This is a genomic window from Burkholderia sp. HI2500 (genome assembly GCF_002223055.1).
Classification (GTDB): domain Bacteria; phylum Pseudomonadota; class Gammaproteobacteria; order Burkholderiales; family Burkholderiaceae; genus Burkholderia.
In genome coordinates this window covers 2,971,915-2,993,202 of sequence record NZ_NKFL01000006.1, presented here as the reverse complement: position 1 = coordinate 2,993,202, position 21,288 = coordinate 2,971,915, and the positions used below count along the sequence as shown (strand labels likewise).

The window sequence follows — 21,288 nt, the reverse complement described above, 5'->3', positions numbered from 1 at the left end:
CTCACCCGTGAAGCACATCGTTCTGGCTTTCTGCACCGATCTCGACAAGGATCCGGTGTCGGCGCACGTGCTGGCCCGGCTCCTCGGCTCCGGCATCGACTGGCAAGCCGAAGGCACCCTGGACGGACATCCGGTACTGCGCGCGCAATCCGGCGGCGTGCGCTACGACCTGCTGCAGCTCGACCAGGTGCTCAGCCACGACTACCGACGCTACGCGCCACGGGTGAACGAGGCCTTCGGCGACGCCGACGCGATCGTTATCGTCAACTGGCATGAAGGGAAAAATGCGCCCGACCGCATTTTCACGGTCCAGACGACCGGCGACATGGAAAGCGGCACGTTCAGTCCGGTCGATCCCGCCATCACGCGCAGCCTGTTTCTGGCGGTCGAACACGAGCGTCGGAAAGCGGGCCTGGATTCGTATTCGACGTGGATGGAAGCCACGCACTGGTCCGGCCCGCTCTACGGCGCCCAACCCGGCAGCCTCGTCTCCGCGGTGACGCCATCGGTCATCGATCTGGAAATCGGCAGCACGGCGGACGCGTGGGCAAACCCGGATGCCGCCGACGTGCTTGTGCGTGCACTGCTGACGGCGGGGGAACACGCGGCTCAACCGGCGATTTCGCTGCTCTGTATCGGCGGAACCCATTTCGAGCCCGGATTCACGCAGTTGCTGCGCGATTACGGCGACACGCAAGGACTCGCGCTGTCGCACGTGCTTCCCAATCACTGGCTGGTCGCGCACGACTACGACTCGCCGGAACGATTGAAGGACCTGATCGCATGCGCCCGGTCGATCAAGGGCGGTGTCGATGCGATCGCGTTTCACGACAACCTCAAGGCTGCCCACAAGCAGCAGGTGCGCAATCTCGCACAGGAACTTCGCGTCCCCGCCCTCTCGCATCGCAAGTTGAGATCAGCCGACCTGGCCGGCTTGATCCGCGACGCGCAAAACGGTCCCTGACTTGAGCGATATCACTTTCCGCGCACCGCGCCGGGAGAATAGCCGTAATGTCGCTTGAATGCGGTCGAGAACCGGCTGTGCTGCGCATAGCCACACTCGAGTGCGATGCTCATGATCTTCTGGTCGGTATGTCTCAGCAGGTCGTGTGCCCGGGCCATCCTCAATCCGGTCAAGAACGCGTGCGGAGACTGTTCGAACGTGTTCTTGAATTTACGCAGAAAGTGGTAGCGGCTGAGACTCACGAGATCCGCCAGATGTTCGAGCCGCACCATCTCGCCGAGATTGGCGTTGCAATACTCGCGGATCATGTCGGCCTGCTTCGTCGACAGGCAGCCCCGCGTATCCACGGGCTCCAGATCGGCCTCGGCGTAACCGCGGATCGCGTTGAGCAGAATCCAGCTCATCAGGCTATCGATACCGAGCGACAGCGTCTCGTCGTTCCAGTCGGACTGCGCAATGCTGTGCGCCGCCGCACTGATGACCGGGGAGGCTTCCTGGAAGACCTCGCGGAACCGGTAGGCCTCCGGTGGCTGGCGCAAGGCCCGAAGCAGGCTGGGCTCGAAGTTGCGCATGTCGAAGTAGATATGCAGAAAATTGAGGCGCTCGGTGATTTGCCACTGCGATTCGCCTTCGCCAACCGGAAACAGACAGACTGCACTTTTGAATCCCCGGCGAACGACCTGCCTTCCGTCGACCTGTGCACAATTTTCGCCGCCCGACAAATAGATACTCAGCACGTTCTCCGCCGAGCTTTTATATTCGGTCAACGTATTGCGACCTGTCCATTCTGACAGGGTTATGCCCGACGGCAATTGCATGGATCGAACGACTTCGGCTCCTGCCGAATTCAACGCGCCGCGAACCGTAATCGAGTAAGGACAAGACATGTGTCGCAACAGTGGGTTGTGAATGTGGCGCGGAAGAACGGCTTTCCCTCTTAAAGCGGCATACCGCACGCGCTGTTCGGAATAATCGCCCCACTTTGGGGCGGCGCCCGTCATCCAGCACATAGACAGTCATGCTGTGCCTTTCGGCAAGCGCGACCATGCTCCGCCAGCTTACCTTAAGTTCGCCGCAAGCGGGCGGGCAACCCACTCACGTCGAAGTAAAGCGCTCTACTCGAAAATGACAGACGATGATTCCATTGAATGTCGTTCTTTTATGGTTGCGCCGTCAAAAACCACTCATTTCGGACGATCAAACATTGAGATGCCGAAGCAAGAATTAAGCATTTTCTTGCATCCAGGCATGGATATAAAGACGTCGCCGAATTCAGCAATAGATACGCATTACCAAAGAAAAAATGACCGCACAACTTCCCAAGTGCATGCTTGCGACGACAAAATGGGAAGTCGCACTCGATCGACATGAAACCCTCAAAGCGATTGAAGCAGCGGCCACGCCAGCCACCACAATCGGGCTGAGAATGAATGATCTTGTGAAAGGTGCCGACAAAGTGCCGGCGCCGCCCCATCTCCCGCGATTGCTTGCAACCTGGATGCGGACGAACCCCAGTCTTTGAAGTGGCGAGATGATAGCGCCCCACAAACAGCGCCCGACTGGCGCAAGGTCGCCCACGCCCGACGAATCGTATCGGTGCCCCACCCTCCCCTCGTTCCCGCCATCCCCAGATGGATCGACTGACTTGAAGCAAAGCCTCTCGCGATTGAAGGGTCGAAAAGCAATTCTCCGCAAACCCTTGAAAATCACGACAGTTTCGACTCGTATTTGGCGGAGATCAAGAAAATCGGATGGCGGGGCCCGCAAGCGCGGAACCGGATGTCGAACGGAATCGGCGGTCGGCCATTGTCGTACGCCCCGTCGCCGATTCCGCCTATTCGTCGCCCGACAACCCGTTGCCCTCTTCGAAACGCGTGACGCCCTTCAGCGCGCGCAGCTTGTCGCAGATCGCCTGGTATTCGAGTTCCGACACCCGCGCGAGCGCGATGCGCACCTCGTCGTGCTCGCCCGTGTCGTCGGCGCGCTGCACGATGAACTGCTTCACCCGCGCACTGTCCGGGCCGAGCGCCGCGTGCAGCGAATCGAAGTTCAGCGTGCCGCCCACGACCGTCAGCGCGAGCTGGCGCCGCTGGCGCACCGTGAAGTAGCGCCGCTCCAGCGGCTTGATGCCGGCCAGGATGATCAGGATGATGATCGTCGCCGAAATCGACGCGACGTAGAGCCCGCCGCCCACCGCGAGGCCGATCGCGGCAACCGACCACAGGCTCGCGGCGGTCGTCAGCCCGCGCACGATCTCGCCGCGCAGCAGGATCGAGCCCGCCCCCAGGAAGCCGATGCCCGATACGACCTGCGCGGCGATCCGCGACGGGTCGAGCACGATGTGCTCGCTGCTGCCGAGCACGTCGGCGAACCCGAACGCCGACACGATCATGATCAGCGTCGAACCGACACAGACGAGCATGTGCGTCCGCAGGCCGGCCGCCCACGACAGACGCTCGCGCTCGAAGCCGATGACGCTGCCCAGTGCCGCCGCGAGGACGAGCCGCATCACGAGTTCCAGGTTGCTCAGCATGCGATTTATCTCCTTTTCTGGTGCCGGCCGTGCGGAATGTTTTATCCTTGGCCCCGGCCGCGCCGATCCTCCGGGCCGCGCCGACACGTTTCGAACCCAGCGCTCAACCCCGTCATGTCCGTTTCCGACTCCGCTTCCGCCCAGGCCGCCCAGCTGCGCCACCATTTCGCGCACGTCGTCTTGCCGATCTGGCGGGGTTCAGGGTTCGACCAGACATTACAGTTGCCGTTCGAAGCCGTCGATCCGGCCACCCACGCGCCGCTGCCCGTGACCCGTTATCGCGCGATGGCCTGCGCACGGCAACTGTTCGTGTTCGCGCAGGCCGGCGACGCCACGCACGCGGCCACGCTGTTCGACGCGCTGGGCCGCCACTTTCGCGACCCGCGCCACGGCGGCTGGCACTACAGCGTGGACGCGCAGGGCGCCCCGCTCGACACGACCAAGGATCTCTACACGCACGCCTTCATCGTGTTCGCGTGCGCCGCGTGGTATGCGGCGTCGGGCGACGCCGCCGCGCGCAAGACAGCCGAAGAGACCGCCGCGCTGATTCAGGACCGCTTCGCGCCGCACCGCGGCGACGCGCTGCTCGACGCGGCGCGCCACGCCGATTTCTCGTCATCCGGCAGCGGGGCGCTGCAGAATCCGCTGATGCACCTGACCGAAGCGTGGCTCGCGGCGGCCGCCGCATTCGGCGACACGGCGTTCGACGACGCGCTCGCACGCACCGCGCAGGCCGTCGAGCGCACGTTCGTCGACGCGGCAACCGGCTGCGTGGCCGAACTGCCGCTCGGCGCAGCCGACAACCGGTTCGAGCCCGGTCATCAGTTCGAATGGTTCTATCTGGTCGATGCGGCCGGCGCGCGGCTCGCGCAGACCGGGCTCCCCGGCGCGCTGGCGCGCGCATTCGTGTTCGCGGAGCAATACGGCGTCGATCCGCAGACGGGCGGCGTCTGCGCGGCGCTCGACGCGCAAGGCGCGTGCATCGACGGCACGCAGCGGATCTGGGCGCAGACCGAGTATCTGCGCGCGCTCGCGACGCACGGCGGCACGCCGGCCTCCGCGCCGCTCGCGCGGCAGATCGAACGCTTCGCCGCGCGCTTCCTGCATCCGCGCGGCTGGTTCGAGTGCAAGACGGCGGACGGGCAGGTGGCGCGCGCCGACATGCCGTCGACGACGCCCTACCACCTCGAGACCGCCTACGCGGCGCTGCCGGCCGGCGCGTAACCCGCGTCGTCGAACGACGGCGCCGCGCGCTCGCCGCGTGCGGCGCGGCCGTCGCCCAGTTCGAACACCGACACCGCCTGCATCAGGTGCGCGGTCTGGTCGTTCAGCGACGCGGCCGCCGCCGCGACCTCCTCCACCAGCGCCGCGTTCTGCTGCGTGAGCTGATCCATCTGCGTGACGGCCTGGTTCACCTGCTCGATCCCGACGCTCTGCTCGACCGACGCCGCCGTGATCTCGGACATCGTCTGCACGACGCGCGTGATCGACGCCGACACCGTCCGCATCGCATCGCCGGCGCGCTCGACGAGCTCCGCGCCGCCGTTGATCTGCGCGACCGAATCCTCGATCAGCGCCTTGATCTCCTTCGCCGATTGCGCGCTGCGCTGCGCGAGCGAGCGCACCTCACCCGCGACGACCGCGAAGCCGCGCCCCTGTTCGCCCGCGCGGGCGGCTTCCACGGCCGCGTTCAGCGCGAGGATGTTGGTCTGGAACGCGATGCCGTCGATCACCGAGATGATCTCCGCGATCCGCCCCGAGCTCTGCGCGATGCCGCGCATCCGGCCGATCACGCTGTCGACCACGCCGCCGCCGTGGCTCGTCGCCTCGAGCGCCGCGTCGGCCAGCGCGCTCGCCGCACGCGCGCTGTCGGTGTTCTGCCGGACGGTCGCCGTCAGTTCCTCCATGCTCGCGGCCGTTTCCTCGAGCGACGCGGCCTGCGTGCCGGTGCGCGCCGACAGGTCGGCGTTGCCGCCCGCGATCTCGCCCGCGCCGAGGTGGATCGCGTCGGACGCCTGGCGCACCGTGCGCACGGTGCCCGCGATGCTCGTCTGCATCGTGGCGAGGCCGCGCAGCATCCGGTCAATCTCGAACACGCCGCCTGCCCGCACGACCTCATCGAGCCGGCCCTGCGCGATCCGCTCGAAATGGCGGCCGGCTTCTTCCAGCGGCGCGACGACCGCGCGCCGAGCGGCCGCGTAGATCGCCGCGCTCGCCACGAGCATCGCCACCAGCAGCACGATGCCGACCGACTTGAACCAGAGCATGCCGCCGTCGATCGTGTCGAGCGCCGTGCGGCTCGATGCGCCGCCGTAGTCGGTGAAGCGGCGCAACTCGGCGATATAGGCGTCCTGGATGCTCTGCGTCGGCTGGTCGAGGAAGGCCTGGATGTTGTCGGCGTCGAGGAACTGCACGAGTTCGCCGAGCGCGCCGCGCAGCGCGCGATAGCGCTCGGTGAGCGCCGCGACGCGCGCGCGGTTGGCATCGTCGACCGGCTGCGCGGCCGTCAGCGCGGCGAACGCCTTGTCCGCTTCCGCGAGCGACGCGCCGGCATGGCGGATGATGTCCTCGGGTTTCGGGCCGCCGCGCACCATCCGCGTGCCGGCACGTGACAGGTTGATGCGCGCGTCGAGCAGCTGCTGGGTCGCCTGGCTGGCCGCCTCGACCTGCGTGATCGCGACGTTCGACAGATCGTCGACGCCGCTGCGCGTCGACTTGAGCGCCCAGAAGCCGAGCGCCTCGATCGCAAACAGGAAGACGCAAAACACGGTCAACACGCCGAGCAGACCCGACGCGAGCTTGATTTTTCCGAACATGGGGGAGATTCCTGGAAAGCGGACGATGAGGCAATGCCCCGGCATTAGCGGCATTTCTTCGTCCGACTTTAGGTACGGACGGCAACGAAATTCACGTTGTCCGCGCATTCCAGCGGAATCCCCCGCAAACAGGGAAATCTACGGCATTCGACGCAATAATCGCGTCGCATCGCGCTGGAAATTGCGCGAAATGCGGACGAATTTCCTTGCTTATCGGCATCCCCCTTCCTAGAGTTCAGCGCAAGCGGGCACTCATTTCGAGGAAAGTCGATGACCGACATCACGGACCACGCGCGCGGCGCATTGCGCGCGCAACCGTTCAGCATGCTGCTGGGCACGGAGCTGATGCATATCGGCGACAACGAAGTGTCGCTGTGCCTGCCCGTGCGCGAGGAACTGCGGCAGCAGCACGGTTTCGTGCACGGCGGCGTCATCAGCTACCTCGCGGACAACGCGCTGACGTTTGCCGGCGCGCTCGTGCTCGGCCCGCGCGTGATCACCGCGGAATACAAGATCAATTACCTGCGGCCGGCCGTGAACGGCACGCTCGTCGCCCGCGCGAAGCTCGTCTACGCGGGGCGGCACCAGGCGACCTGCCAGTGTCATGTGTTCGTCATCGACGGCGATCACGAGCGGCTCGTCGCGATCGCGCAGGGCACGATCAACCGCGTCGGCGACGGCAAGATGCCGGATGCGCCGGAGGAAACGGCGTGAGCGGTTCTCCGCACTTGATGGATCGCCCGTCTTTCCAGAAGACGACGAGCGCGTAGCCGAGCCAAGCGGTCAGACATGCGGACAAGCTTGCCGCTCCCCGTGCGGCGCATCGGGATCTAACGCTTCATCGCGGCAAGATAGACCGCATCGCGCTCGCGTCGACCGACCGCCACGACCAGTACGAGCACTTCCGAATCGCGCACTTCGTAGACGAGCCGATAGCCGACGCTGCGCAGCTTGATCTTGTAGCGGTCCGGATGACCCTGCAGCTGTGCGGACGGTATTCGAGGATTCTCGAGCCGCTCGGCGAGCCGGGATTTGAACTGGTCGCGAACGGTGCGGTCGAGCTTCTTCCACTCTTTCAGAGCAGGTTCGAGAAAGGCAAGCTCAAAGGTCATTCAGCTTGACCTTGACGACCTTCTCCTTGGCGCGCTTGTCGGCCAGCGCGTTGTCTTCGATATCTTCAAGGCGTTCGACCATCGCCTCCCAGGTCTTCGCCGGGATGCAATAGAACGCGGGTTCGTTGTGATTCAGGATCGCGACCGGGAAACCCTCTCCTGCCGCGACCGTGCCCATTGGGTTCCGCTTCAGTTCCGAAACGCTCGCCGTAACGCTGGCCAGGATGGTATGAGGCATGTCGACTCCTTTTTCAACAGGAGATCGATTGTACTCTTTTTGACGCCAAATTTAGCACCATAATTGGCACCCACGACTCGCGAAGTCTTTCGATAATGTGCTTTTCGCGGCTGGCTCAACGACCTCGACATGCCAGTCCGTCTACTCCGCCGCGTCCCCCGTCAGCGGCAGAAACCGCGGCGCCACGCGCGCCCGCACGTTACCGTTCTCATCCGTCCGATAGATCGCGCGCGCCGTGTTGTGCGGATGCACGGCCGCATCGGCCACGCTCAGCAGCGGCGCGAAACACGCGTCGGTGCCTTCGAGCAGCGCGCGCCAGTGCGCGGACGGTTGCTGCGCAAATATCTCTGCGAAACGCGCCTTCAGCGCGGGCCAGCGCGCGTGGTCGTACTGCGACGCCGGATCGACGTCGGTCAGCCCGAGCCGTTCGACCAGCAGCGCATAGAACGGCGGCTCGAGCGCGCCGATCGTCACGCATTCGCCATCCGCGCAGCGATACACGTCGTAAAACGGCGCATCGTGAAAGAGGCTCGGCTGCGCGCCGTCGAGCTGCCCGTTCGCGCGTGCCCACAGCGCGAGCGAGCCGAGCATCGACACGATGTCGACGATCGCGCCGTCGACCACGCGCCCGGGGCCACCGCCGCGCACGTCGAACAGCGCGCAGACGATCCCGAACGCGAGCCCGAGCGCGCCGCCCGCATCGCCGACGACGGTCGGTGGCCCCCCCGGCCGGCCGTCGCGCGGTGCCGATAGCGACAGCAGCCCCGTCAACGCGACGTAGTTCAGGTCGTGCCCGGCCGCGGCCGCGAGCGGGCCGTGCTGGCCCCAGCCGGTCATCCGCCCGTACACGAGCGTCGGATGGCGGCGTGCGCAATCGTCGGGCCCCAGGCCGAGCCGCTCCATCACGCCGGGCCGCAGCCCCTCGATCAGCGCATCGGCCTGCGCGACCAGGTCGAGCGCAGCGTCGCGGCCGGCCGGCGACTTCAGGTCGAGTTCGACGATCGTCTTGCCTTCGCGCAACAGGTCGCCATCGCCGGCCTTCAACGCGTCCGGCGCGCTCGTGCGGCCGGCCGGGCGCGCGATCAGCGTGATCCGCGCGCCCATCCCGGCGAGGATCCAGCCCGCCAGCGGGCCGGGGCCGAGCCCTTCGAATTCGACGATGTGGATGCCGGCAAGCGGCGTGTTCAATGGCATGGCGACCTCGCTGAAATGCAGCCGGGACAGGAGCAACGAAACCTCCCGATTCTATGCGAATGCCTGCGCGCGCCAGCCGCGGCCGGCTAGCCCGCCGCGGCATCCGGCCCCTGCCCGGCCAGCACCTCCCGCATCGCCCGCACGATCGCGTCGCGCTGCGCGTCGATCCGCTCGACCGGCCCGGCCACCCCCATGGCCAGCGGCAGGCCGTTCCAGCCGTCCGCGATCACCATCGAGATCATCGCGGCGCCCTGCGTGACCGTGTGCGCCGAATAGGAATAGCCGAACCGGCGCGTCTGTTCGACCTTGTCGACCACGACATCCTCGTCGATCGTCCGGCCCGACTTGCCGAGCCGGCGGATGCTGCGCGACACGAGCCGGCGGATCGCGCTGTCCGGCTGGAGGCTCAGCAACGCCCAGCCGAGGCTCGACATGCAGATCTCGCGACGCGTGCCGATCGGCGCGTAGAAGTGGATCGGAAGCGTATGCGCGCCCTCGACCGCATCGATGTACTGCACGTACAGGTCGCTCTGCACCGCGATCACGACGGCCTCGCGCGTGCGGACCGCCAGCCGCTTTGCGACGGCATGCCAGTACCGCCGGCTGCCCGCCGTCGAATCGACGAGCGCTTCGCCGAGATTGACGAGCCGCGCAGTCGGCGCATACGTATGGGTGGCATCGTCGTACGCGAGATAGCCGAGCGCCTTCATGCTGGTCAGCAGCGCCGCCGCGCTCGACCCCGGATAGCCGCAGCGCGTGGAGATCTCCCGCACGCTCAGCGGCCGCTGCAATGCACTGAACAGCTCCAGCACTTCAAACACGCGCGCCGCGCTCTTGACCACGTTTCCGCTCATCCCGCCGTCTCCTCACGCCACCGGGCGAGCCTTCCACATACGTGGAACGGAATTTCCCGCCGCCAACCGTCGTGACGATACTAGGCTTCGGCCCGCGGCGTGAAGTCGCGCGGCACGGAACATTCGGAGACACCATGACAGCCTTTCTGATCCGTGAACGGCAGGGACCGATCCTGACCGTCACGATGAACCGTCCGGAAACACGCAACGCCATTTCGGACAACGATGCGATCGACGCACTGACCGAATGCTGCGACGACGCGAACCGCGACGAATCGATCCGCGTGCTGGTGCTGACCGGTGCCGGCACGACGTTCTCGTCGGGCGGCAACGTGAAGGCGATGCGTGCGTTCATGGAATCGGACCAGCACGACCTCGCCGCGATACGGACCAGCTATCGCCGCGGCATCCAGCGCATTGCACACGCGTTCCAGCACCTCGAAGTGCCGGCCATCGCGGCGATCAACGGCCCGGCCATCGGCGCCGGCACCGATCTCGCGTGCATGTGCGACATCCGCATCGCCGCCGAACGCGCCCGCTTCGCCGAAAGCTTCATCGCCCTCGGCCTCGTGCCCGGCGACGGCGGCGCGTGGTTCCTGCCGCAGATCGTCGGCGCCGCCGTCGCCGCGGAAATGTCGTTCACGGGCGATGCGCTGGACGCACAGGCGGCACTGCGCTGCGGGCTCGTATCGCGTGTCGTTCCCGATGGCGACCTCCTTGCGCACGCGCTTGAACTGGCCGGCCGCATCGCCCGGCATTCGGGCACCGCGTTGCGCCTGACCAAGCGGCTGCTGCGCGAAGGCCGCCACGCGAGCCTCGACACGCTGCTCGACCTGTCGGCGTCGTACCAGGCGTTCGCGCACGCCACCCCCGAACACCGCGAAGCCGTGAACGCCCTGTTCGCCGCGCGCGGTTGAATCCGCGACGCATCGCATGCCGGCGTGCCGGCCAGCCGAATCCCACATCGAAGGAAACATCGTCATGACAAGCAGTCACGAAGGCGCACTCGCTGGCGTGCGCGTGGTCGACCTGAGCCGCGTCTATGCGGGGCCGTTCTGCGCGCAGACGCTCGCCGACCACGGCGCGGACGTCGTCAAGATCGAACCGCCGCAAGGCGACGAAACGCGCGACTGGGGGCCCGCGATGCCGAGCGGCATCTCCAGCTACTACTGGGGGCTCAACCGCAACAAGCGCAATCTCGCGCTCGACCTGTCGCATCCGGACGGGCGCGACGTGCTGTTCCGCCTGCTCGACACGGCCGACGTGCTGATCGACAACTTCAAGCAGGGCACGCTCGAACGCTGGGGCATCGGCTACGAAGACTGCCTGCGCGAGCGCTTCCCGCGCCTCGTCCACTGCTCGATCTCCGGATACGGCACCGACGGCCCGCTGGCGCGGTTTCCGGGCTACGACGCCGTCGCGCAGGGTCTCGCCGGCTTCATGTCGATCAACGGCGAGCCGGGCGGCATGCCGCTGAAGGTGCCGTTCCCGGTCGTCGACTACGCGGCGGGCCTGAGCGCCGTGTCGAGCGTCCTGCTCGCGCTGGTCGAACGGATCCGCTCCGGACTCGGCCAGCACGTCGACATCGACCTGTTCAGCACCGCGCTGTCGATGCTGCATCCGGTCAGCACGACCTGGATGGCGACCGGCGACGTGCCCGTCGCGACCGGCAACGTGTATGCCGCGATCGCGCCGTACGGCGTCTATCCGTGCAAGGACAAGCCGATCTCGACCGGCGCCGGCAACAACCGCACGTTCGCGCGGCTCGTCGAAACGCTCGGCGTGCCCGAGCTGGCGCGCGATCCCCGGTTCGCGACCAACGCGAAGCGCGTCGCACATCGCGATGCGCTCGATACGCTGCTCGGCCAGCTGACCGCCGAACTGCATGCCGACGACATCGTCGAGCGGCTGCTGAACGCCGGCGTCGCGACGGGCCCGGTGAACACCGTCGCCGATGCGTTCGGCCACCCGCAAGCCACGCACAACGCGATGTTCGTCAAGACCGACACGTACACCGGCGCGGGCGTCCCCGCCAAACTTTCCCGCACGCCCGGATCGATACGCCGGCCGCCCCAGCCGTTCGCCGCCGACACCGACGCCGTGCTCGACGCGCTCGGCATCGACGCGGCGCACCGGGACGCGCTGCGGCAGGCGGGTGTGCTCCACGACACGCGTGCGGACGCCACCGGAAGCGCGTCATGACCCCATCCGGCTCGCTCTCTTCGCTGACGGGCGACGACGCCCCGTCGATCCTGCGCAACGACGACAGCGGCATCGCGTGGCTGACGATCCATCGTCCGCACGTCGCCAATGCACTGTCCGCCGAAGCGATCCGGCGGCTGTGCGACGAACTCGTCACGCTCGACGACAACCCGTCGATCCGCGTCATCGTGATCCGCGGCGCGGGCGAACGCGCGTACAGCGCGGGCGTCGATCTCGGCGACCCCGAGATACGCGGCATGCAGCCGATGCGCGGGCTCGCACGCAACGTGCACGAGCTGATCCTCGAGCTGCGCAAGCCGACCATCGCGGCGATCAACGGCTACGCGATCGGCGGCGGCTTCGAGATCGCGCTCGCGTGCGACCTGCGGATCGCCGCCGACCACGTGTACTTCGCATTGCCCGAAGCGCGCGTCGGCATGGGCGCGAACTTCGCGAGCGTGCTGCTGCCGCGCTTGCTGCCGCGCGCGATCGCGATGGAGCTGCTGTTCACGGGCCGCCGCTTCGACGTGGACGAGGCACAGCGCGCCGGGTTGCTGAACCGCGTCGTCCCCGGCGCCGCACTCGACGACACCGTGCGCGAACTCGCGCAGACGATCGCCGCGAACGCGCCGCTCACGATCCGCCGCATCAAGGAAACCGCGACCCGCAGCCAGGGGCTGCCGGTGGCCGCCGCGCTGCGGCTCGACGTCGGCCCCGACGTCTATGCGAGCGAAGACCGGCTCGAGGGCGCCCGCGCGTTCCTCGAGAAACGCAAGCCGGTGTTCAAGGGACGCTGAGCCCGACGCAGCACGGCGACAAAGCGCACGCAACCGCTCCCAGAACGCGGGCGCGCAAAAAACATGGAACGGAGACACCTTCATGCAACGGAAAGCATTCCTGGTCGGCGTGTGCGTGCTATGCGCCACATCGGCGCACGCGTCGTCGGTCACGCTGTACGGGATCGTCGACAGCTACGTCGAATTCGATCGCGTCGGCAGCCTGTCGAGCGTGCGGCAAAGCGGCGGCGGCTCGTCGACGAGCCGGTTCGGGCTGACGGGCGTCGAGGATCTCGGCGGCGGCACGTCGACGAAGTTCGTGCTGGAAAGCGGCTTCTCGCCGGCCGACGGGTCGTTCCAGGGCGGCACGCTGTTCTACCGGCAGGCCTATGTCGCGCTGCAGAACACGCGCTACGGCGACCTCCGGCTCGGCCGGCAATACACGCCATCGTTCTACGTCGTCTATGACGGCGATCCGTTCGGGCTCAACGAACGGCTGTCGCCGCTCGCGCTGCTCGCGACGTCGACGGACACGATCACCGCCAACACGACGCCGCCGATTCCGCGCTTCAACCAGGCGGTGTCATACCTGAGCCCCGACTGGAACGGCCTGCGCGTGATGGCCACGTACGGCTTCCCGACGCCGAACGCGCTGTCCACGCAGGCCGGCCGCAACTACGGCGCGGGACTCCAGTACCGGATCGGCGGGCTCTACGTCGGCGCCGGCTTCCAGGGCGACACGTCGGCCGGCAACCTGGCGCCCGTCGTCTCCCCGTCGACGACCCGCCACTACGTGTTCGCGGCCAACTACGCATTCGCGCACGTCAAGCTGTACGCCGCGTTTCTCTATGGCGTCAGCACGGCGCGCAACCTGCCTGCGTTCTCGACCGCGAGCGCCGGTGCGTCGATCGACGTCGGCGCGCTCGATCGCGTGCTCGTCTCGGTCGTGCGCCGCGACGTGAAAGGCTCGGCGAACGACGCGACCGCGCTCGGCATCGGGTACGACCACCCGCTGTCGAAGCGGACGTCGCTCTACGCACGCTATCTCTTCATGAAGAACGCCGGCAACGCCCGCAACACGGTCGTCGTCGGCCTGCAGCCGCAACCGGGCGGCACCGAGCAGGTGTTCGCGCTCGGCCTCGTTCACCGCTTCTGACGGAGTGCTCATGACCCCGACCCTTTCGACCCACCCGGCCGCCGCCGACGATGGTGCGACGCCGGCGCTCTACCGCCGGATCTCGCGCCGGCTGCTGCCGTTCCTGATCCTCTGCTACACGCTGTCGTTCATCGACCGAATCAACATCGGCTTCGCGCACGCGCAGATGGCGGCCGAGCTGCACTTCTCCGACGCCGTCTACGGGCTCGGCGCGGGCATCTTCTTCATCGGCTACATGGCGTTCGAGATTCCGAGCAACGCGCTGCTTGCGCGGATCGGCGCGCGCAGGACGATCGCCCGGATCATGGTGCTGTGGGGGCTCGGCTCGGCCGCGACGATGTTCGTCACGACGCCCGCGCAGTTCTACGCGTGCCGCTTCCTGCTGGGTGTGTTCGAGGCCGGCTTCTTCCCCGGCATCCTGTTCTATCTCGGCGCATGGTATCCGCCGCAGCAGCGCGCGAAGGCGTTCGCGCTCTTCATGACCGCGCTGTACCTCGCGGGGATGATCGCCGGCCCCGTGTCGGGCGCGATCCTGTCGTACTTCGACGGCGCCGCGGGCCTGAGCGGCTGGCAATGGCTGTTCCTCGTGGAAGGGCTGCCGAGCAGCGTGCTCGGTTTCGTCGCGCTGCGGTTTCTCGACGACCGGCCGGACGACGCACGCTGGCTGTCGGACGCCGACAAGGCCGCGCTGCGCGCCGCGCATACGCAGGCCGAAGCCGGCACGCCGGAGGCGAACATGGCCCGCCCGCTGCTCGCGCAGCGCGATTTCTGGCTGCTGTGCGCGGCCAATTTCGCGATCGCGGCCGCCGGCTATGCGCTGGTGTTCTGGATGCCCGTGATCCTGCATCGCGGCGGCCTGCATGGCGCGATGCAGATCGGGCTGCTGTCCGCGCTGCCCTACCTGTGCGGCATCGTCGGCATGCTCGGGATGGGCTGGCGCACCGAACGCCGGCGCGAATGGCGCGGGCATGGCGCGATCGCGATGATCGCGTGCGCAGCGGCGCTCGCCGGGCTGGCGCGCGTGACCGGCACGACACACATGATGATCGCCCTCTGCGTCGCGGTCGCGACGCACGCCGCGGCGTTACCGGCGTTCTGGGTGCTGCCGGGGCTCGCGCTGCCGAAGCGCTCGATGGCGGTCGCGATCGCGGCGATCACGATGTCCGGCGCGATCGGCGGATTCGCGAGTCCGTTCCTGATGGGCGTGCTCAACACGGCCACCGGGTCGATGCGCGGCGGACTCTATTTCAACGCCGCGCTGCTCGCAGCCGGCGCCATCGCGTTGCTGTTCACGCTGCGCACCCGCGCATCGTCTCGTCCGGACGCGAGCTGACCGCGTCGGCCGTTCCTCCCTCACTCTCATCGACCCTCATGAATTTCGACCTCGAACTCGACCACCGGATGATCCGGGACCTCGTCGCACGCTTCGTGAAAGACGAACTGATTCCACTCGAAGCGGCCGTGATGGCGCGCGAGGCCGACGGCCAGCGCTTCGGGCTGCTCGACGACGAGCGCGCGCACCTCGACGAGCGCTCGCGACAGCTCGGCCTGTGGGGGCTCGACGCGCCGCTCGAGGCAGGCGGCGCCGACCTGCCGGCCGTCGCGATGGTCGGCGTGAACGAAGCGATCGGCGCGACCGTGACCCCGTACATCCTGCCGCCGGACTCGCCGAACCTGCGGATGCTGTGCGAAGTGGCCGACGACGCGCAGCGCGCGCGCTATCTCGATCCGTACGCACGCGGCGTCACGCGTGCCGCGATGGCGATCTCCGAGCCGGGCGCCGGCTCGGATCCGGGCGCGTTGTCCACGACGGCCGTGCGCGACGGCGACAGCTGGGTGCTGAACGGCCGCAAGATCTGGATCAGCCATGCGACCGAAGCCGACTGGACGATCGTGATGGCGCTCACCGATCGAAGCAAGGGCAAGCGCGGCGGCATGTCGGCGTTCATCGTCGACCGCGATACGCCGGGCTTCGTCATCGAACGCCGGATCCCGATGATCGGCGGGCTGTCCACGTATGAAATCGTGCTGGAGAACTGCCGCCTTCCCGCCGCGCAACTGCTGGGCCGGGAAGGCGCCGGTTTCGCGCCGATGCAGGCCCGGCTCGCGAACCGGCGGCTGGAGATGGCCGCCTGGTGCATCGGCCGCGCCGAGCGCGCGGTGGCGATGCTGTGCGACCATGCGAAGCAGCGCACGACCTTCGGCGTGCCGCTCGCGGAACGCCAGGCTGTCCAGTGGTGGGTCGCCGACGCACTCACGCAGATCCACGCGTGCCGCCTCATGACCTACGAAGCGGCCGCGCGCGTGGATGCCGGGCAGGACGCGCGCACGCAGATCTCGATGGTCAAGGTGTTCGCGACCGAAATGGCATCGAGCGTCATCGATCACGCGATGCAGACGCTCGGCGCGATGGGCATGACGAAGGAAATGCCGTTACAGCAGATGGCCAGCGAAGCGCGGTTGATGCGCATCTTCGAGGGCCCGACCGAGGTACACCGTTGGGTCGTCGCGCGCAGCGTGCTGTGATCGCGCGACCCACCGTCACGATGGAGCCATGCGTTGGATACCCTGCATCTCGTCGATCCTGAAATCCGCCCGCTGCTCGCGGCCTGGCCGACCGTCACGCTCAGCGCCGACAACCTCGCACAGTCGCGCGAACGCGTGCTGCCGCTGCCACCGCCCGACCTCGCCGGCAGCACGCTCGAACACCGCGCGGTGCCCGGCCCCGCCGGCGCGCCGGACGTCCCGGTCCTCGTCTATCTGCCCGAGGCCGGCGCACGCCCGCTCCCGGCGATCGTCCACATGCACGGCGGCGGCTACGTGCGCGGCGCGGCGAAGGATCTCGAGGCGGTGCACCGGTCGCTCGTGACGCAGCTCGGCTGCGCGCTGATCTCGATCGACTACCGCCTCGCGCCGGAAACCGTGTTTCCCGGCGCGATCGAGGACTGCTACGCCGCGCTCGCGTGGGTCTTCCGCCACGCCGATGCACTCGGCATCGACGCGGCGCGGATCGGCGTGGCAGGCGAAAGCGCGGGCGGCGGGCTCGCCGCCGCGCTGGCGCTGCTGGCACGCGACCGCGGCGAATACCGGCTCGCGTTCCAGCACCTGATCTATCCGATGCTCGACGATCGCACCTGCACGCGTGCGTCGCATCCGCATGCCGGCGAGTTCGTCTGGCATGCGGCCAACAACCGGTTCGGCTGGAGCGCGTTGCTCGGTCACGCGCCGGGCGTCGACGGCGTGTCGCCGTACGCCGCCGCCGCACGCGCCACGCGGCTCGACGGCCTGCCGCCCGCGTTCCTGTCGGTCGGCTCGCTCGACCTGTTCCTCGACGAAAATCTCGACTACGCGCAGCGCCTGCTTCGCGCGGGCGTGCCGACCGAACTGCACGTGCTCCCCGGCGGCGTGCACGGTTTCGACATCGTGCCCGGCGCGCGCGTGTCCGAAACGGCGCGCCGCCTCAGCCACGATGCACTGCGCCGGTTCCTGCACGGATGATGAAAACGACGCGGGCGGCCGAAGCCGCCCGCATCCGTACCGCTCAACCGGCTACGCTCAGAACGCGTCGCCCGGCACCCTCACCCAGCCCTCCATCAACACGCGCGCACTGCGGCTCATGATCGCCTTGGTGACGGTCCACTCGCCGTTCTCGCGCTGCGCTTCCGCGCCGACGCGCAGCGTGCCCGACGGATGCCCGAAGCGCACCGCGTTGCGTTCGCCGCCGCCCGCCGCCAGGTTGACGAGCGTGCCGGGGATCGCCGCGGCCGTGCCGATCGCGACCGCCGCCGTGCCCATCATCGCGTGGTGCAGCTTGCCCATCGACATCGCGCGCACCAGCAGGTCGACGTCACCCGCGTTCACGCGCTTGCCGCTCGAGGCGACGTAGTCGGCCGGCTTCGCGACGAACGCGATCTTCGGCGTGTGCTGCCGCGTCGCGATTTCATCGAGCGTGTCGATCAGGCCCATGCGCAGCGCGCCGTGCGCACGAATCGTCTCGAACTTCTCGAGCGCCTTCGCATCGCCGTTGATCGCGTCCTGCAGCTCGGTGCCCGTATAGCCGATCGCTTCCGCTTCGACGAAGATCGTCGGAATGCCCGCGTTGATCATCGTCGCCTTCAGCGTGCCGACGCCCGGCACCGCGAGATCGTCGACGAGGTTGCCGGTCGGGAACATCGACCCGCCCGCGCCTTCTTCCTCGGCGGCCGGGTCCATGAATTCGAGCTGCACTTCGGCCGCCGGGAACGTGACGCCGTCCAGCTCGAAATCGCCCGTCTCCTGCACCGCGCCGTTCGTCACCGGCACATGCGCGACGATCGTCTTGCCGATGTTCGCCTGCCAGATCCGCACGGTCGCGACGCCGTCGCGCGGCACGCGCGACGGATCGACGAGCCCGCCGCTGATCGCGAACGGGCCGACCGCCGCCGACAGGTTGCCGCAGTTGCCGGTCCAGTCGACGAACGCCTTGTCGATCGACACCTGGCCGAACAGGTAGTCGACGTCGTGGCCGGGCCGCGTGCTCTTCGACACGATCACCGTCTTGCTGGTGGACGACGTCGCGCCGCCCATCCCGTCGATCTGCTTGCCGTACGGATCGGGGCTGCCGATCACGCGCAGCAGCAGCGCGTCGCGCGCGGCGCCCGGCGCCTGCGCGGCGTCCGGCAGGTCCTGCAGCCGGAAGAACACGCCCTTGCTGGTGCCGCCGCGCATGTAGGTCGCGGGAATCCTGATTTGAAGAGTGTGAGCCATGTGTGCGTTATCCCTGTGTGACGCGATCAAGCCGCCTGCGACGATTCGAGGAAGTCCTGCGCGAAGCGCTGCAGCACGCCGCCCGCTTCGTAGATCGACACTTCCTCGGCCGTATCGAGCCGGCACGTCATCGGCACCTCGACGCGCTCGCCGTTCCTGCGATGAATCACGAGCGTCAGGTCGGCGCGCGGCGTGCGCTCGCCGATCACGTCGAAGGTCTCGGTGCCGTCGATGCCGAGCGTCGTCCGGTTCGTGCCCGGCTTGAACTCGAGCGGCAGCACGCCCATGCCGATCAGGTTCGTGCGGTGGATCCGCTCGAAGCCTTCGGCGGCAATCGCCTCGACGCCCGCGAGCCGCACGCCCTTCGCCGCCCAGTCGCGCGACGAGCCCTGGCCGTAGTCGGCGCCGGCGATCACGATCAGCGGCTGCTTGCGTTTCATGTACGTCTCGATCGCCTCCCACATCCGCATGACCTTGCCTTCCGGCTCGACGCGCGCGAGCGAGCCCTTCTTCACCGCGCCGTCGACGATCGCCATCTCGTTGATCAGCGTCGGGTTCGCGAAGGTCGCGCGCTGCGCGGTCAGGTGGTCGCCCCGGTGCGTCGCGTACGAGTTGAAGTCTTCTTCCGGCAGGCCCATCTTCGCGAGGTATTCGCCGGCCGCGCTGTCCAGCAGGATCGCGTTCGACGGCGACAGGTGGTCGGTCGTGATGTTGTCGCCGAGCACCGCGAGCGGGCGCATGCCTTGCAGCGTGCGCTCGCCGGCCAGCGCGCCTTCCCAGTACGGCGGACGGCGGATGTACGTGCTCTGCGCGCGCCACTCGTACAGCGGTGCCGCGCGCTCGCCCGCATCGGCGCTACGCGCGAACATCGGTTCGTAAACCTTGCGGAACTGCTCGGGCTTCACGCTCGACGCGACGATCGCATCGATCTCCTCGTCGGTCGGCCAGATGTCCTTCAGCGTGACGGGCTGGCCGTCCTGGTCGTGGCCGAGCACGTCCTTCTCGATGTCGAAGCGGATCGTGCCGGCGATCGCATACGCGACCACCAGCGGCGGCGATGCGAGGAACGCCTGCTTCGCATACGGATGGATGCGGCCGTCGAAGTTGCGGTTGCCGGACAGCACGGCCGTCGCGTACAGGTCGCGATCGACGATCTCCTGCTGGATCTTCGGGTCGAGCGCGCCCGACATCCCGTTGCAGGTCGTGCACGCGAACGCGACGATGCCGAAGCCGAGCTTCTCGAGTTCGGGCAGCAGGTTCGCTTCTTCCAGGTACAGCTCGACCGCCTTCGAGCCGGGCGCGAGCGAGCTCTTCACCCACGGCTTGCGCGTGAGGCCGCGCGCATTCGCGTTGCGTGCGAGCAAGGCCGCCGCGATCACGTTGCGCGGGTTGCTGGTGTTCGTGCAGCTCGTGATCGCGGCGATGATCACCGCGCCGTCGGGCATCTCGCCCGCCTTCTCTTCCCACTGGCCGGCGATCCCGCGCGCGGCGAGATCGGACGTCGGCAGCCGCTTGTGCGGGTTCGACGGGCCGGCCATGTTGCGCACGACGCTCGACAGGTCGAACGTCAGCGTGCGCTCGTATTGCGCATCGTTCAGCGTATCGGCCCACAGGCCGGCCGCCTTCGCGTAGGTCTCGACGAGCTTCACCTGCTCGTCGCTGCGGCCGGTGAGGCGCAGGTAGTCGGTCGTCTGGCCGTCGATGAAGAACATCGCGGCCGTCGCGCCGTATTCGGGCGCCATGTTCGAGATCGTCGCGCGATCGCCGAGCGTGAGGCTCGCCGCGCCTTCACCGCGGAACTCCAGGTACGCGCCGACCACCTTTTCCTTGCGCAGGAACTCGGTCAGCGCGAGCACGACGTCGGTCGCGGTGATGCCGGGCTGGCGCTTGCCGGTCAGCTCGACGCCGACGATGTCCGGCAGGCGCATCCACGATGCGCGGCCGAGCATCACGTTCTCCGCTTCGAGGCCGCCGACGCCGATCGCGATCACGCCGAGCGCGTCGACGTGCGGCGTGTGGCTGTCGGTGCCGACGCAGGTGTCCGGATACGCGACGCCGTCTTGCGCCTGGATCACCGGCGACATCTTCTCGAGGTTGATCTGGTGCATGATGCCGTTGCCCGGCGGGATCACGTCGACGTTCTCGAACGCCTTCTTGGTCCACTCGATGAAGTGGAAGCGATCCTCGTTGCGGCGATCCTCGATCGCGCGGTTCTTCGCGAACGCATCCGGATCGAAGCCGCCGCATTCGACGGCGAGCGAGTGGTCGACGATCAGCTGCACGGGCACGACCGGGTTCACCTTGGCCGGGTCGCCGCCGCCGTCGGCGATCGCGTCGCGCAGGCCGGCGAGATCGACGAGCGCGGTCTGCCCGAGGATGTCGTGGCACACGACGCGCGCCGGGAACCACGGGAAATCACGTTCGCGCTTGCGCTCGATGATCTGCTTCAGCGAATCGGCAAGGATCGCCGGATCGCAGCGGCGCACGAGGTTTTCGGCGAGCACGCGCGACGTGTACGGCAGCGTGTCGTAGGCGCCGGGCGCGATCGCTTCGACCGCGGCACGCGCGTCGAAATAGTCCAGCGACGTGCCGGGCAGGGGTTTGCGGTTGGCGGTATTCATGGTGTGGGGAACTCGGGTATGGCGTCCGGCGCACGCCCGCCCCCGTCACGCGGGCGGCCGGCGTGCACGGTGGGCA

20 protein-coding genes are annotated in these 21,288 nt (G+C 67.8%); 11 read left to right on the top strand and 9 right to left on the bottom strand.

Translation table 11 applies throughout. The annotated features are described in order from the left end of the window. Positions 1-7 precede the first annotated feature (7 nt). Positions 8-964 (top strand): D-aminoacyl-tRNA deacylase, encoded by a 957-nt coding sequence (locus CFB45_RS31245; protein WP_089428854.1) that lies wholly within the window; start codon positions 8-10, stop codon positions 962-964. An 11-nt stretch (positions 965-975) separates the two neighbouring features. Here CFB45_RS31245 and CFB45_RS31240 read toward each other — a convergent pair whose 3' ends face one another. Beyond that, complete coding sequence (locus CFB45_RS31240) at positions 976-1,782, bottom strand: helix-turn-helix transcriptional regulator (RefSeq protein WP_242808562.1); 807 nt, start codon at positions 1,780-1,782, stop codon at positions 976-978. Positions 1,783-2,267: 485 nt separating this feature from the next. Here CFB45_RS31240 and CFB45_RS38715 point away from each other — a divergent pair, with 485 nt between their 5' ends. Then, on the top strand, positions 2,268-2,486 hold the full coding sequence (locus CFB45_RS38715; protein ID WP_144025246.1) for a hypothetical protein: 219 nt from the start codon (positions 2,268-2,270) through the stop codon (positions 2,484-2,486). A gap of 312 nt (positions 2,487-2,798) precedes the next feature. Here the strand turns inward: CFB45_RS38715 and CFB45_RS31235 are convergent, their stop codons facing one another. Then, complete coding sequence (locus CFB45_RS31235) at positions 2,799-3,497, bottom strand: MgtC/SapB family protein (RefSeq protein WP_046548701.1); 699 nt, start codon at positions 3,495-3,497, stop codon at positions 2,799-2,801. A 114-nt stretch (positions 3,498-3,611) separates the two neighbouring features. Between CFB45_RS31235 and CFB45_RS31230 the strand changes: the two genes are divergently transcribed. Beyond that, the gene (locus tag CFB45_RS31230; RefSeq protein WP_089428852.1) at positions 3,612-4,721 is read left to right on the top strand and encodes an AGE family epimerase/isomerase; all 1,110 of its coding nucleotides are present in this window, start codon (positions 3,612-3,614) and stop codon (positions 4,719-4,721) included. Here the strand turns inward: CFB45_RS31230 and CFB45_RS31225 are convergent. Continuing rightward, positions 4,694-6,313 carry a methyl-accepting chemotaxis protein gene (locus CFB45_RS31225; protein WP_089428851.1) on the bottom strand — a complete coding sequence of 540 codons (1,620 nt, stop codon included), beginning with the start codon at positions 6,311-6,313 and terminating at the stop codon, positions 4,694-4,696. The two genes, CFB45_RS31230 and CFB45_RS31225, sit on opposite strands and share 28 nt — an antisense overlap. Positions 6,314-6,583: 270 nt before the next feature. On the opposite strand from CFB45_RS31225, the gene CFB45_RS31220 reads away from it, so the two are divergent. After that, the gene (locus tag CFB45_RS31220; protein WP_011353771.1) at positions 6,584-7,027 is read left to right on the top strand and encodes a PaaI family thioesterase; all 444 of its coding nucleotides are present in this window, start codon (positions 6,584-6,586) and stop codon (positions 7,025-7,027) included. 116 nt (positions 7,028-7,143) lie between these two features. Here the strand turns inward: CFB45_RS31220 and CFB45_RS31215 are convergent, their stop codons facing one another. The 4 genes from CFB45_RS31215 to CFB45_RS31200 all read right to left on the bottom strand — a co-directional run bounded on the left by CFB45_RS31215 (position 7,144) and on the right by CFB45_RS31200 (position 9,711). Next, positions 7,144-7,425: a type II toxin-antitoxin system RelE family toxin gene (locus CFB45_RS31215; protein ID WP_089428850.1), complete on the bottom strand. Its 282-nt coding sequence runs from the start codon at positions 7,423-7,425 to the stop codon at positions 7,144-7,146. Further along, positions 7,415-7,663, bottom strand: coding sequence for a type II toxin-antitoxin system Phd/YefM family antitoxin (locus tag CFB45_RS31210; RefSeq protein WP_089428849.1), 249 nt, complete (start codon positions 7,661-7,663; stop codon positions 7,415-7,417). Before CFB45_RS31210 ends, CFB45_RS31215 begins: the two co-directional genes overlap by 11 nt. Before the next feature lie 141 nt (positions 7,664-7,804). Continuing rightward, the gene (locus CFB45_RS31205; protein WP_089428848.1) at positions 7,805-8,857 is read right to left on the bottom strand and encodes a CaiB/BaiF CoA transferase family protein; all 1,053 of its coding nucleotides are present in this window, start codon (positions 8,855-8,857) and stop codon (positions 7,805-7,807) included. An 86-nt stretch (positions 8,858-8,943) separates the two neighbouring features. Then, entirely contained in the window at positions 8,944-9,711 is a 768-nt protein-coding gene (locus CFB45_RS31200) for an IclR family transcriptional regulator (protein ID WP_089428847.1), read from the bottom strand. Between the two features lie 134 nt (positions 9,712-9,845). Here CFB45_RS31200 and CFB45_RS31195 point away from each other — a divergent pair, with 134 nt between their 5' ends. The 7 genes from CFB45_RS31195 (at position 9,846) to CFB45_RS31165 (ending at position 17,343) form a co-directional block, all read left to right on the top strand. Then, complete coding sequence (locus CFB45_RS31195; RefSeq protein WP_089428846.1) at positions 9,846-10,628, top strand: crotonase/enoyl-CoA hydratase family protein; 783 nt, start codon at positions 9,846-9,848, stop codon at positions 10,626-10,628. Between the two features lie 64 nt (positions 10,629-10,692). Beyond that, on the top strand, positions 10,693-11,913 hold the full coding sequence (locus tag CFB45_RS31190; protein ID WP_089428845.1) for a CaiB/BaiF CoA transferase family protein: 1,221 nt from the start codon (positions 10,693-10,695) through the stop codon (positions 11,911-11,913). Further along, the gene (locus CFB45_RS31185) at positions 11,910-12,710 is read left to right on the top strand and encodes an enoyl-CoA hydratase/isomerase family protein (RefSeq protein ID WP_089428844.1); all 801 of its coding nucleotides are present in this window, start codon (positions 11,910-11,912) and stop codon (positions 12,708-12,710) included. The genes CFB45_RS31190 and CFB45_RS31185 overlap by 4 nt, the downstream gene beginning before the upstream one ends. An 82-nt stretch (positions 12,711-12,792) precedes the next feature. Next, entirely contained in the window at positions 12,793-13,845 is a 1,053-nt protein-coding gene (locus CFB45_RS31180; RefSeq protein WP_089428843.1) for a porin, read from the top strand. 10 nt (positions 13,846-13,855) lie between these two features. After that, complete coding sequence (locus tag CFB45_RS31175) at positions 13,856-15,178, top strand: MFS transporter (RefSeq protein WP_089428842.1); 1,323 nt, start codon at positions 13,856-13,858, stop codon at positions 15,176-15,178. Between the two features lie 38 nt (positions 15,179-15,216). Continuing rightward, the gene (locus CFB45_RS31170) at positions 15,217-16,371 is read left to right on the top strand and encodes an acyl-CoA dehydrogenase family protein (RefSeq protein ID WP_089428841.1); all 1,155 of its coding nucleotides are present in this window, start codon (positions 15,217-15,219) and stop codon (positions 16,369-16,371) included. Positions 16,372-16,404: 33 nt separating this feature from the next. Then, positions 16,405-17,343, top strand: a complete 939-nt coding sequence (locus CFB45_RS31165; RefSeq protein WP_089428840.1) for an alpha/beta hydrolase — start codon at positions 16,405-16,407, stop codon at positions 17,341-17,343. A gap of 57 nt (positions 17,344-17,400) precedes the next feature. Here CFB45_RS31165 and prpF read toward each other — a convergent pair whose 3' ends face one another. Both prpF and acnD read right to left on the bottom strand, forming a co-directional pair. After that, positions 17,401-18,591, bottom strand: a complete 1,191-nt coding sequence (gene prpF / locus CFB45_RS31160; protein ID WP_089428839.1) for a 2-methylaconitate cis-trans isomerase PrpF — start codon at positions 18,589-18,591, stop codon at positions 17,401-17,403. A 26-nt stretch (positions 18,592-18,617) separates the two neighbouring features. Continuing rightward, positions 18,618-21,212 (bottom strand): Fe/S-dependent 2-methylisocitrate dehydratase AcnD, encoded by a 2,595-nt coding sequence (acnD, locus tag CFB45_RS31155; RefSeq protein ID WP_089428838.1) that lies wholly within the window; start codon positions 21,210-21,212, stop codon positions 18,618-18,620. Positions 21,213-21,288: the final 76 nt, after the last annotated feature.